We start from the raw sequence: 12,055 nt of genomic DNA, 5'->3' as shown, positions 1-12,055 counted from the left end.
GTGCGGCAGGACCATCCGGCCCGCAACGACCGGGACCTCCTGCCCCATCTGGTGTCCGACCGACGTCCAGCGGCCGTAGGGCGAGGTGAGGGGAGCACAGGCGAATGACGCCCGCGGCACACCGGCGGGCGCGCCCGCGGCTCAGCCGGACCGGCGCTCCGCGCCCAGCAACTTGGTGGCCAGCACCGCAGCCTGGGTACGCCGTTCCAACCCCAGCTTCGCCAGCACGCTGGACACGTAGTTCTTGACCGTCTTGTCGGCCAGGAACATCCGCTGGGCGATCTCGTGATTGGTCAGACCCTCAGCGATGTACTCCAGAATCCGCCGCTCCTGATCCGTCAACGACTTCAGCTCGCGGGGCTCCTCGACGCCGTGCCGGATCCGTTCCAGAACCCGGGCGGTGATCGCCGGATCCAGCAACGACTGCCCCGCCGCCACCCGGCGCACCGCATCGACCAGATCCGTCCCCCGGATCTGCTTGAGCACGTATCCGGCGGCCCCCGCCATGATCGCCGCGAACAACGCCTCGTCGTCCTCGTACGACGTCAGGATCAGCCCCTTGATGGACGGGTCGACCGCCCGCACGTCCCGGCACACATCGATCCCGTTCCCGTCCGGCAGCCGGGCGTCGAGCACCGCGACATCCGGACGCAACGCCGGGATACGGCTCGCGGCCTGGGTCGCGGAGCCGGACTCGCCGACCACCTCGATGTCACCTTCCGCCTGCAACAGGTCGGCCAAGCCCCGGCGGACCACCTCGTGGTCATCAAGCAGGAATACACGGATCACCTCACCTTTCTACCCTGTCGAGCGGGACCGGGCAGGGCCGAACGGCCCTGGCGAACCGGGACCTTTCCGGGACCTGCGCCCCTGCCCATCCCGTCCCGGCCGGCGCAGTCTGGGCGCAGGGATCAGATCCAGCAGGGAGGCCGCCATGCCCGCGACCACCGAGGCCGCCGACATCGCCCGGTACGCACCATCCATCCACGACAGCCAGCCCTGGCGGTGGCGAGTCAGCGAGACCAGCCTGGACCTGTACACCGACCACCGACGCCGGCTGGGCATCACCGACCCGGACGGCCGATTGGCGATCCTGAGCTGCGGAGCCGCGCTGCACCACGCGCGGATCGCGCTGGCCGCGGAGGGTCGCGAGGCGCGGGTGGTCAGGCTTCCCGACCCGGGTGATCCGGGACATCTCGCCCGTGTCGACATCGTCGGGTCGATTCCCGTGGCACCCGAGGCGATGCGCCGAATCCAGACCGTCCGGACGCGTCACACCGATCGCCGGCCAGTCACCGGTACCCGCCTCGACGACCACACGCTCGCGGCCATCACCGCGGCCGTCGGCGGCGAAGGGGCAAGCCTGCACATCCTTCCCCGGGACAAGGTCGTCGAGCTGGCGGCGGTCTCCTACGCCCAGCAGACCGAGGCCGCCGAACAGGCATAGCAGGCCGAACTGGCCTACTGGGCGGGCGGCACCCGCCCGACCGGAGCCGGTGTACCCGACTCCGCCATCCCCGAGGCACCCAGCCAGACCACCCTACCCAGCCGAGACTTCGGGCACCCGGGTACGCTGCCGCTCGGCGTCGACCACGACAAGGGCGCCACGTTCGCCATCCTGTACGGCGAACAGGACACGCCGCTGGACTGGCTACGCGCCGGCGAGGCCCTGTCGGCCGCCTGGCTGACCGCCACCGAACTCGGCGTCTCGACGCTGCCCCTGTCGGCCACCGTCGAGGTGGCCGCCACCCGCGCGGTACTGCGCCGGATGCTGTCCGGCCTGGGCGAGCCGTACCTCCTACTGCGCCTGGGCATGGCCGATCCGGACCACCCCGGACCCGCGCACACCCCGCGGCTGCGTCCCGAGCAGACCATCGAACCGACGTAGGAGCGGCCTTCCCGCGTCGAGAGGCGGTGAGGTATTCATGTCCCAGATCACAAGCCCGGAACGCACCCTGTTGGTGAATGCCGTGGCAGCGGCGATCAGAGCGCCATCAATGCACAACACCCAGCCCTGGCACTTCCACATCCACGACGGTGGCCTGGACGTGCTCGCCGACCCCGCCCGGCAACTGCATGTCGCGGACCCGCACGGCTGGGCGGTCCGGCTCGCCTGCGGCGCGGCCATTTTCAACGCCCGGCTGGCCTTCGCCGTGGCGGGCCGGCCGGTCGCCGTGGCCCTCCTGCCGCAGCCCGACCAGCCCGATCTGCTCGCCTGCCTGACGCCCGGGCCACCGCGACCGCCGACACCGCGGGAGACGGCGCTGTACCGCGCGATCGGCCGGCGGTACAGCAACCGGCACCCGTTGCGGGCCGAACCGGTACCAGCGAGCAGCCGTGCGGAGCTGATCCGGGCGGCTCGCAAGGAGGGCGCCCGGCTGCGGCTACTCCCCGATCAGCAGTCGCTGGCCGTGGTTGCCGGCCTGGTCCACACCGCTGACGCCACGCTCAACCGGGACCCCGCTTACCGCGACGAACTCGCCCAGTGGAGCCACCGGGATCCGCACAGCACCGACGGCGTGGCCCTGGACGCCGCAGGGCCCGGACCGGAACCTCACGACCTGCTGACCATGCGCACCTTCGGCACCGGCAACCGTCGCGCTGGCCGGGACTTCGAGAGCGAACCGCTCATCGGGATACTCGTCACCGCCGCGGACGCCTTGCACGACCAGCTCGCCGCCGGCCAGGCGCTGGAGCACGTCCTGTTGAGCGCCACCGAGAATCAGCTCGCCGTGTCGATGTTCTCCCAGCCGATCGAGGTGCCCACCGCCCGCGACCAGCTGCGCGCCATCGTCGGCGATACGCCGCAGATGGTGCTGCGTATCGGGTACGGGCTGCCCGGCTACCCCACCGCTCGTCGGCCCGTCGCCGATGTCCTCGACGGATGACCCCACCCGCTGCCGATGGATCCGCCGGCAACGGCGGCCGGCCGAATGCCTCCGTACGGCTGCGAGCCGGAGGCGTCAATCCGCCGGCCGGAACTGGCCGGCTACGACACAGCCTCCTGGTGCGCCGCCCGCCTCGCGGTCTGGTGGGCGTGGAACTGCTCGCGCAGTTCGGGATCGTGCATCACCAGGTACACCAGACCGCAGTCCTGCGGCCCGGTCACGTCGAGCTGGCACAACGTGCACGGCTCGCCCGGGCGTAGCGGGCACTGCGGCACCGGATCGCTGCGGCGACTGTCCGACATGGACACCACGATGGCGGGCGGCCGGCCGGACGCGCCAGGGCCGAAAGACCCCGCCGGATCCGACGGTCAAGTCCCGCGGAGGCACTACCGCCCCCGGCGGACGCGGTGCCGCCGAGCGAGGTACCGGTCTAGTGAAGCCGAGCCGCTGACCGCCCGCGTCGGGCGGCCAGCGGCGGGAGGAGCGGGGTCATTCCTTGCTGAACAGCAGGCTCAGGTCGACGAGCCGGTTGGTGTACCCCCACTCGTTGTCATACCAGCCGAATACCTTGACCAGCGTTCCGCACGCCTGCGTCTGGCCGGCGTCGAACAGGCACGAGGCCGGATCCCCGATCACATCCCGCGATACGATCGGCGCCTCGGTGTACCGGAGAATCCCGTTCAGCCGGTCCCTGGCCGCCACCGCGAACGCCGCGTTGACCTCGGCCACCGTGACCGGGACGGACAGCTGGCAGGTCAGGTCGGACAGCGAGCCGTTTTCCACCGGTACCCGGAGGGCCACGCCGTCGAGGCGGCCCGCCAGCTCGGGCAGCACCAGGCCGATCGCCTTGGCCGCACCGGTACTGGTCGGGATGATGTTGACGGCGGCCGACCGGGCCCGGCGCGGGTCCTTGTGCGGCGAGTCCAGCAGCACCTGGTCGTTGGTGTACGAGTGCACCGTGGTCAGGTAGCCGCGCTCGAGGCCGAACGCGTTGTGCAGCACGGACGCCAGCGGCGCGGCGCAGTTCGTGGTGCATGACGCTGCCGACAGGATCTCGTGTTCGACGGGGTTGTAGTCCCGTTCGTTGACGCCGACCACCAGCGTCGCGTCGACGTTCTTGCCGGGCGCCGAGATGAGCACCCGGCGCGCGCTGGCCTTGAGGTGCGCGGCCGCGTCGTCCCGCGCCCGCAGCTTGCCCGTGGACTCGATGACCAGATCCACACTCCGCTCGCCCCAGTTCAGGGCGGCCGGGTCGCGTTGGCTGGTCACCGGAATCCGCTGCCCGGCCACGGTGATGGCCGCGTCATCGTGGGTGACGTCCCACCGCAGCTTGCCGAACGTCGAGTCGTACGCCAGCAGGTGCGCCAGGATATCGGTTCCCCACAGGTCGTTGACCGCGACAACGTCGATGCTCTTACCGAACAGGCCGCGCTCCAGCACGGCGCGCAGGTAGTCCCGGCCGATGCGACCGAATCCGTTGATTGCGACGCGATAGCTCATCGCGTCCTCCTTTCGCTAATAGCTCAAGCCGCGGGGTGGCGCACGATCACTACTGGGCAGGTGGCGTGCTGTGCGCAGTGCTGACTGACCGAGCCGAGCAGCGTGGCCGTGAATCCACCGTGGCCCCGGCTGCCCACCACGAGCAGGCTCGCGTCCTTGGCCGTGTCGATGAGCACCCGGGCGGCGTTGCCCTCCACCACGAGTTCGCGGACGTTCACAAGCGGGTCGTCGCCCAGCGCCTCACCGACGGCCGTGTGCAGCGCGTCGCGGCTCGCCACGGACAGGTCGAGGTCGTCGACCGGGGCCCACCCGTAGTAGGTGGGCAGTTCCCAGGCCATCACCGCCTCGACCGGCGCGCCGGTCAGCCTGGCCTGATGCGCTGCCCACCGCAATGCGTCCAAGGACGCTTCTGAGCCGTCCACTCCGACGACGATCCAGCCCATCGAGTCGACATCTCCCATCGCCGGCTCGCCCCCTTCCATCAGGTTTGATCGGGTTCCGCACCTCGGCCCCAACGGCCTCGCGCGGGTCGGGATCGCTCACCACCAGGCAGATCGGTCTCGGACGATCCCCTACAACTCGATCGTGTCTCCTTCGCCGGACACGCTTCAGAGGCAAAGGTCCTGACCCAGGCCGACCTTCGGGTACCACGTCGCCCTGGAGGTCGAGCTGACGGCGATGTCGATCGCGAACCTTCAGGTGGCTGCGGCGGAGGGAGTTCGGAGCGTGCAGGCGGAGCGATGCGAGCAGAAGCACGTCCGGGACGCAGCGAGTTCGAGTACGGCCCACTGCAGCGAGCCTTCCGGTTGCTTGCCAGCGCCGACCCGAGACACGTCACGGCCGGGGTACCGGCGCCCTCCGCGACTGACGCCGGTACCGTGTCACGTTCACATGCCTTAGTACCCCAGAATGTTCGAGAACACGGAACGGGCGTAGAAGGACCTCGTAAGGCTCAGTCCTCGCGGATCGCGGTCCCGCCCGCCCGGACGGCATCCAGACGCCGCCGGTACTCGTCCTCGTCGATCTCGCCGCGGGCCAGTCGATCGGCGAGAATTCGTTCAGGCGTAGGACGCGCACCATGGCCCGGGTCGAGCGGGCGTCGGGCGATGCGGAACAGCGCAACGCCGGCGACGATCAGCAGTCCCCAGAACAGAACCGAACTCGACGCCATCAGCAGGTAGCCCCATCCAGGCATGCCGCCGCCGTACCAGTACATCATCGGATCCTCCCTCGCTGTGCTCAACCACAGGGTGGCCTCGTCCGAGTCAGGGCACCCAGGGGCATACGGCCCGCATCCCCGGAACCCTTGTCGCATCGCCAGCAGGCGCGTAGCCGAAGCCCAGGACCGGGCGGATTTAACGCGCCCGCGAAAATCAGCCTCTTCCGGCGGCGGTGCCGGTGGATGCGGCCGGGGAGGTCCGGTTCGGCGCGGACCGCGCCCACCACGATCGCCAGCCGTGCGCCGTCCCACAATTCGATCAGCTCGCTGGCCTCGCCCCCGGAGACGGCCAACCGCACTCCATGGTGGCCGGCCCGGACGAGCCGGTCGACGACCGCGGGGCCGACGCCGTCGTCGCGCCGGTACCGGTCGCCCACTCCGACAACGACAATCCGCGTTCCCATCGTCAGCTCCCTTCCCGGAGTCAACCCGTGTCGACCATCCGTTGAAGTTCACGAGTCAGCACGCGACCGGTCACCCGGGACAGCGCCGGCGGCGGGACCACCAGAACTGGGCAGGTGGCTCGGCGCACGCACTGCCGGGCGACCCGACCCGACCACAGCCTGCGCACGCCCGGACTCTGCGCGTCCCCGACAACCAGTAGGTCGTCGTCCCGGTCGGCGAACCGCAGCAGCGCCGGCGCGACCGCGCCCTGAAGCGCCACCGTCCGCATCTCCACATCGCCAGGGATAGCGCCCAGCGACTTGGCCAGGGTCTGTTGCGCGTACTCGCCGGCCCACACCGCCAGCTCCGCCGCCCACACCCCCGGCCCGGCGTACCGGTCGACGCTACCGGGGGCGACCCGCACAAGGTACAGCGTCGCGCGGCGCCGACGCGCCTCCTCCACCCCGCGGCGCAGCGCCTGAAGGCCAGCCACGCTGTCCTGAACGCCCACAATCACCCTGCGCTCGCGCTCACCACTCACGGCAACCTCCTCACGTCTACCGACAGATTGGCCCGGATCAAGGGACGCGGATAGGGCCGGCCGGCCGGGCCGAAGGTCCTGTCCCCATGATCGGCTCAAACCTCACCTCGCGATCGCCCCCGCCGTGACCTTCGTCCCGCCCGTCCGGGCCGCTCGGCACTTCATACCGGTACCGGCCGCCCGCACCGTGGAAATTGGCGGAACGGCGAAAGGCAAGGAGGCAGCCATGAAGGCGCTCGTTTACGGTGGCGCGCAGCGGAAGTCCTGGATCGACGTGCCCGACCCGGTGATCAGCGATCCGCGTGACGCCATCATCCGGGTGGACACCGTCACTATCTGCGGCACCGATCTCCACATCCTGGGCGGCGACGTGCCCGCCGTGACCCCCGGCCGGATCCTCGGCCACGAAGCGGTCGGTACCGTCGTCGAAGTCGGCACCGGCATCACCAACCTGGTACCCGGCGAGCGGGTTCTGGCCTCGTGCATCACCGCCTGCGGCGTGTGCGCCTACTGCCGGAAAGGCAGCTACGGGCAATGCCTACGCGGTGGCGGCTGGATCCTCGGTCACAAGATCGACGGAGTGCAGGCGCAGTACGCGAGGCTCCCGTTCGCGGACCTGTCCACCTACAAGCTGCCCGACAGCATCACCGACGAGTCCGCGGTGCTACTCGCCGACATCCTGCCCACCTCGTATGAGGTCGGCATCCTCAACGGTCAGGTACGCCCCGGCGACACCGTCGTCGTGGTCGGCTCCGGCCCGATCGGGCTGGCCGCGATCCTCGGCGCCCGCCTCTACTCACCGTCTCACGTCGTCGCGATCGACAAGGCCGACGCCCGGCTGCAGGCTGCTAAGCAGTTCGGCGCCGACGCCACCGTCAAGCCCGACGAGGACCCGCGGGAACTGATCGACGTCCTCACCGACGGTCTCGGCGCGGACGTGGTCATCGAGGCCGTCGGTACCCCGGCGACGTTCGAACTGTGCGCCACCCTGGTCCGCGCCGGCGGGCGCATCGCCAACATCGGCGTGCACGGAAAGCCGGCGACCCTGCACCTGGAAGACCTCTGGATCCGCGACATCACCATCACCACTGGCCTGGTCGACACCTACTCCACGCCGACCCTGCTGCGTATGCTGGGCGCGGGCCAACTGGACGTCGGCCACATGATCACCCATCGATTCCCGATCGAGGGCATCGAGGCGGCGTACGACGTGTTCGCCTCCCCGGCCACCAGCGGCGCGCTGAAGGTGGTCCTCAGCAGGCACACCCGCTAACGGCCGCGCCGGCGTCCGGTGGTCGCCGGAACGGATCACCGGACGCCGGCGCACTTTCTCATCGACCAAGGCCAACCGGCGCGGAAGCCAAATCCGGTTGCGTAAGGCAGAGACGGCCCGCATTCTGGAGAACTTTGAGTCGGCCGGGATGAACAGACGCCCGGCCATGACGGAGTCGAGGATTGTATGGACCTCCCTGAAGACCATGCCACCGTTCTCCATCGGCTGCGGTCGTCGATCAGTGCCGACGAGCGCTTCATCGGACTCGCCGCGGGCGGCTCCCTGCTCGCCGGGACCGTCGACTGGTACTCGGACCTGGACCTGCTGGTGGTCGTCGACAGCGCGCATCACGCTGCCGTGATGAATGCCAGGCAGCAGCTCGCGCGAGCGTGGGGCAAACTGCTGGTGGCGTTCACGGGCGAACATGTCGGCGAACCCCGGCTGCTCATCTGCCTCTACGACGACCCGATACTGCACGTCGATCTCAAGTTCGTCACCCTGGACGAACTCAAGCACCGGATCGAGGATCCCGCCGTGCTCTGGGAGCGGGGTTCTGCTGTCTCCGCCGTCATCAACCGCACCCAAGCTGAAACGGCGACGCTGGATGCGCAATGGATCGAGGATCGCTTTTGGGTGTAGGTACACTACGCAGCCACGAAACTCGGGCGCGGTGAACTGTTCGAGGTCATCGACGTCCTGAGCTTTCTGCGCGCGACAGTGTTAGCCCCGCTCTACATGGCGCGACAGGGCGAGGAACCGCGCGGAGTACGCCGGCTCGAACAGCGGGCACCGACGCTCGCCGCCGCCTTGGAGCGGACAGTCGCAGGCTATGACCGTCGGCAGTGCGCCGAAGCCGTGCAGTACTGCGTCGAGCTGTACCGGGACTTACGCTATAGCGTTGATTCTGCCGCGCTTGTCCGCCAGAAGGCCGCCGAGCAAGCGAGTACTGACTATCTCGCCCGAATCGCCGAAGGAGTAGGAAACACCAGCGGCGGGACGTGACTCAGGACTTGGCGGGCCGTGCTTTGTCCGCAGACCCCCATTGATCGAGGAACGCGTCGATTGCTCGCCGGAACGCGCCCGGTTGTTCCAGCCAGGGGTAGTGCCCGCACTCAGCGATCACCTCGGCACGGCCGGCAGGAAATCGGGTTGCCAGCGCCTTCACCGGCGCGAGCCCGGTCAGGCAGTCATTCGCCCCCGCAATGACCAGCACCGGGGCGGCGAGCGTACCGATCCGAGCGACGAGGTCGCCGGGGGGCTCAACGCTGAAGTATGCCTTGGCGGCCGCCGCACTCCATCGGCCGATCGTGGCGTGTGCCTGCTCTGCCGGCCCCCACGCCGCGTATCCCAGTGGCGCGGTACGTTGATGCCACGTGTTGAAAGCGTCGTCGCTAGTGAGGTCGGGCCCGGCATCCGAGGCGGCGATGGCCTCATCGAACCGCGGCTCCCCACGACGCCGGGCAATCAATTCGACCGTGTCGGACGGAGTGTCGACAAGGTAGCCGGCCGGGGGCGTGATGAGGACCATGCCGGAAAGTCTCTGCGGGAACTGTGTCGCATACGCAATTGCCAGCCGTGTACCTGCCGAGTGCCCGACGAGCAGGAGCCGGTCAAGCCCTAGATCTTCTCGCAGACGCTCAAGATCCTCGGCCTGGCGCCAGAACGAGCCCGCCTCGTCCACCCGCGGCTGCGGTGACTGGCCGACGCCGCGCAGGTGCGGCACGATCAGCCGCCACCGGCTGTCAAGTCCGGCCAGATCTCCGAGATAGCTCGGATGCCGGGCGGGTCCGCCGGCGAGAACGACGACGGGCGGAAGGTCCAGGCTTCGTCCAGAAAGGCTTTCACCGTAATGCAGTGGTGCTCCATCGAATCCCGCGTAGCTCGGCACCGCGTGAGTCTAGTCAAGACTTGTCTGGACGCGGCCGACGGGGCTGCGCTCCCCGGCATTCTTACGACACCTCGAACGTGTGAGAGCGGGACAGACCCACCATGGCTGCGGAGAATCCCCGGCTGACCGTTGCCCGCTCCCATGTTCAACTCGAAGCAAGCATCACGCTGATTCCGTCGACCAACGCCGCGAGAGACCGCTCGACATCGATCGACACCGCGACGTCAACGTTCGGTTCCGCTTGCCAGACGTTCTGCCAGTCAGCCACCGTCTGTCCGCTCGTCAGTTTGCCGGCGCATTCCACGTCGACGGCGACCGGCCGGGTGGCTACCAACGTGGGATCAAGCATCACGGCCACGGTGACGGCGTCATGTAGGTAGGTGCCGTAGAAGCCGTGGAACTTGTGATGATATTCGGCGTATTTCCGCAGCGCACCCTCCAAGTACTTCATGATCGGATTGTTGGGCGTTCCCCACGAGGTGGTACCGGGCCGCACCGCAAGTACGTCGCCGGCCGCCGAGGCTAACGCCTCGATATGCGCCGGCAGCAGTCGAACCTGATGGGTCACGTCGAGGCCGACGGCGGTTGGCCTCAACGGGGCGCCGGTGAACGCCTCAAGTGCGATTTTGGCAGCCTCTGGATCAGTGTGGACGTTAAACTCCGCGGCTGGCGTCACATTCCCATGCGTGCGGTATGCGCCACCCATGTAAATCCACCGCTTAAGCAGCTCGGGCAAGCGCGGTTCCCGTCGCACCGCCAACGCGAGGTTGGTAAGCGGCCCCGTCGTGATCAGCGTGACCTCGCCAGGACGCGCCTGAGCTTCGGCGATCAACAGGTCCGTCGCGTCGATGTCGGCCACGGCCCGGCGGTTCTCCCGCACGGTGGCGTAGCCGCGCCCGTTGCCACCGTGTACCCAGGAATTGTCGACGCCGACCGGCACGCGTACCAGGGCCCGATCGCGACCTGCTGCTACCGGCACATCCGAGCGCCCGGCCAGACCCATCAGAGCGGTCGTGTTCGTGATCACGTCTGCAAGTCGGGTGTTTCCCGCGACGCAGGTGATGGCCAACAGGTCGACGTCATCGGACGCGCAGGCGAGCAGGATCGCGAGAGCGTCGTCCACGCCGGTGTCCACGTCGAGGATGAGGCGGTGCCTGGCGGCGGGTGGGCCTGAGGACGAGTTGGGAGTGCCTTGGGTCATATGCGAGCCTCCGGAATAAAACTGAGCACCTTATGACGCGAATCGCGCCCGTTCCACCTCCCCCCAGGGTTGGGCTCGCGATATTACCGGATCAAGGACCACTCCCCGCGGCGAATTTCAGTGTGGGGCCTCGGCCAGCGCGGCCGGCGCGATCGGCCAGCTCTGATAGAGCGGAGCGAGGCCAACCGACTCGTAACCGGGTCCGAACCCGCTTGGCGCCAACGGCCGTCGCCGTCGCGGTATGCCACTCAGATGCCGGCGGAGTGGACGAGGTGGCCAATGCCGTAGGTGACCAGCATGCCAAGGGCACCACCGATGACAACCCGGGCGACGGCGGCGCGGCGGCTCGTTCCCCCCAGGCGGGCGCTGACCTCACCGGTCACGGCCAGTGCGACGAGCACCGCGACGAAAGTGACCGGCACCCGCCAGCTCGTGGGCGGGGCGAGTACCGCCACCAACGGAAGGAGCGCGCCGATCGTAAAGGCGGCAGCCGAGGCGGTCGCGGCCTGCCAGGGATTGGTGAGGGCACCGGGGTCGATACCCAGTTCCACCTCGACGTGAGCGGCGAACGCGTCGTGTCGGGTGAGCTCCTCGGCCACGGTACGGGCAGTCTGTGCGGACAGTCCCTTCGCCTGGTAGAGGGCAGTAAGCTCGGCGAGTTCCTGCCCTGGCGCCTCGGCGAGTTCCGCGCGTTCCTTGTCCAGCAACGCGCGCTCGGTGTCGCGTTGGCTGCTGACCGATACGTATTCGCCCAACGCCATCGAGATCGCGCCAGCGAACAGCCCCGCTATGCCAGCGGTGAGGATCGGCCCTCGAGCCATGGTTGCCCCGGCGACACCGGTCACGATGCCGGCGATCGACACGATGCCGTCGTCGGCGCCCAGCACCCCGGCCCGCAACCAGTTCAACCGCGACGCGAAACCACCGAAGTGCGGCTCGCCTGGATGCGGCTGAACCGCACCAGGCCCGGCGCTGTTGCCCACCCCACCACGCTATCCCGCCGGACCCTTGTCGTACCGCCCGGTGCCGTGAGGCTGAAGCCAGGATGCCTCCCCTGGCCACAGTTGAACGCGTGCACCCAATGCCAGTCCTCGAACCGGTGGCGGGCGCCGCTTTTCACGGCCGCAACGGACGTTGCCGGAGCGGGCTGCGCGGAGCACC

At 68.9% G+C, this 12,055-nt stretch carries 14 protein-coding genes; 5 read left to right on the top strand and 9 right to left on the bottom strand.

Annotation, left to right across the window (positions count from 1 at the left end; all coding sequences use genetic code 11):
- Nucleotides 1-141 precede the first annotated feature (141 nt).
- Nucleotides 142-789: a response regulator gene (locus tag Raf01_RS46020; RefSeq protein WP_203924499.1), complete on the bottom strand. Its 648-nt coding sequence runs from the start codon at nt 787-789 to the stop codon at nt 142-144.
- Nucleotides 790-934: 145 nt separating this feature from the next.
- Between Raf01_RS46020 and Raf01_RS50320 the strand changes: the two genes are divergently transcribed.
- The 3 genes from Raf01_RS50320 to Raf01_RS46010 all read left to right on the top strand — a co-directional run bounded on the left by Raf01_RS50320 (nt 935) and on the right by Raf01_RS46010 (nt 2,888).
- A complete protein-coding gene (locus Raf01_RS50320) occupies nt 935-1,447 on the top strand; it encodes a nitroreductase family protein (protein WP_239134514.1) in 513 nt (170 codons plus the stop codon).
- Nucleotides 1,448-1,738: 291 nt separating this feature from the next.
- Nucleotides 1,739-1,888: a hypothetical protein gene (locus Raf01_RS50830; RefSeq protein ID WP_308442708.1), complete on the top strand. Its 150-nt coding sequence runs from the start codon at nt 1,739-1,741 to the stop codon at nt 1,886-1,888.
- A 37-nt stretch (nt 1,889-1,925) separates the two neighbouring features.
- On the top strand, nt 1,926-2,888 hold the full coding sequence (locus Raf01_RS46010) for an Acg family FMN-binding oxidoreductase (RefSeq protein WP_203924498.1): 963 nt from the start codon (nt 1,926-1,928) through the stop codon (nt 2,886-2,888).
- Nucleotides 2,889-2,989: 101 nt separating this feature from the next.
- On the opposite strand, the gene Raf01_RS46005 is transcribed toward Raf01_RS46010, so the two are convergent.
- From Raf01_RS46005 to Raf01_RS45985, 5 genes are all read right to left on the bottom strand, one after another.
- Nucleotides 2,990-3,190, bottom strand: coding sequence for a DUF6767 domain-containing protein (locus tag Raf01_RS46005; protein WP_203924497.1), 201 nt, complete (start codon nt 3,188-3,190; stop codon nt 2,990-2,992).
- 187 nt (nt 3,191-3,377) lie between these two features.
- Nucleotides 3,378-4,388 carry a type I glyceraldehyde-3-phosphate dehydrogenase gene (gene gap, locus Raf01_RS46000; RefSeq protein ID WP_203924496.1) on the bottom strand — a complete coding sequence of 337 codons (1,011 nt, stop codon included), beginning with the start codon at nt 4,386-4,388 and terminating at the stop codon, nt 3,378-3,380.
- A gap of 23 nt (nt 4,389-4,411) precedes the next feature.
- Nucleotides 4,412-4,849, bottom strand: coding sequence for a universal stress protein (locus tag Raf01_RS45995; RefSeq protein WP_239134513.1), 438 nt, complete (start codon nt 4,847-4,849; stop codon nt 4,412-4,414).
- A 491-nt stretch (nt 4,850-5,340) separates the two neighbouring features.
- Nucleotides 5,341-5,607 (bottom strand): SHOCT domain-containing protein, encoded by a 267-nt coding sequence (locus Raf01_RS45990; RefSeq protein ID WP_203924495.1) that lies wholly within the window; start codon nt 5,605-5,607, stop codon nt 5,341-5,343.
- A 424-nt stretch (nt 5,608-6,031) separates the two neighbouring features.
- A complete protein-coding gene (locus Raf01_RS45985) occupies nt 6,032-6,532 on the bottom strand; it encodes a universal stress protein (protein ID WP_203924494.1) in 501 nt (166 codons plus the stop codon).
- Nucleotides 6,533-6,758: 226 nt separating this feature from the next.
- Between Raf01_RS45985 and Raf01_RS45980 the strand changes: the two genes are divergently transcribed.
- Together Raf01_RS45980 and Raf01_RS45975 are read left to right on the top strand one after the other, a co-directional pair.
- The gene (locus Raf01_RS45980) at nt 6,759-7,805 is read left to right on the top strand and encodes a zinc-dependent alcohol dehydrogenase family protein (RefSeq protein WP_203924493.1); all 1,047 of its coding nucleotides are present in this window, start codon (nt 6,759-6,761) and stop codon (nt 7,803-7,805) included.
- A gap of 186 nt (nt 7,806-7,991) precedes the next feature.
- Nucleotides 7,992-8,444: a hypothetical protein gene (locus Raf01_RS45975; protein WP_203924492.1), complete on the top strand. Its 453-nt coding sequence runs from the start codon at nt 7,992-7,994 to the stop codon at nt 8,442-8,444.
- Nucleotides 8,445-8,808: 364 nt separating this feature from the next.
- Here the strand turns inward: Raf01_RS45975 and Raf01_RS45970 are convergent, their stop codons facing one another.
- The 3 genes from Raf01_RS45970 to Raf01_RS45960 all read right to left on the bottom strand — a co-directional run bounded on the left by Raf01_RS45970 (nt 8,809) and on the right by Raf01_RS45960 (nt 11,877).
- Nucleotides 8,809-9,693 carry an alpha/beta fold hydrolase gene (locus Raf01_RS45970; protein ID WP_203924491.1) on the bottom strand — a complete coding sequence of 295 codons (885 nt, stop codon included), beginning with the start codon at nt 9,691-9,693 and terminating at the stop codon, nt 8,809-8,811.
- Nucleotides 9,694-9,838: 145 nt separating this feature from the next.
- Nucleotides 9,839-10,828 carry a nucleoside hydrolase gene (locus tag Raf01_RS45965; RefSeq protein ID WP_203924490.1) on the bottom strand — a complete coding sequence of 330 codons (990 nt, stop codon included), beginning with the start codon at nt 10,826-10,828 and terminating at the stop codon, nt 9,839-9,841.
- A 314-nt stretch (nt 10,829-11,142) separates the two neighbouring features.
- The gene (locus Raf01_RS45960) at nt 11,143-11,877 is read right to left on the bottom strand and encodes a VIT1/CCC1 transporter family protein (protein WP_203924489.1); all 735 of its coding nucleotides are present in this window, start codon (nt 11,875-11,877) and stop codon (nt 11,143-11,145) included.
- Between the last annotated feature and the right edge of the window lie 178 nt (nt 11,878-12,055).

Source organism: Rugosimonospora africana (genome assembly GCF_016862975.1).
Taxonomy (GTDB): domain Bacteria; phylum Actinomycetota; class Actinomycetes; order Mycobacteriales; family Micromonosporaceae; genus Rugosimonospora; species Rugosimonospora africana.
The sequence above is the reverse complement of the archived record's forward strand: the minus strand, read 5'-3'. Positions and strand labels throughout refer to the sequence as shown.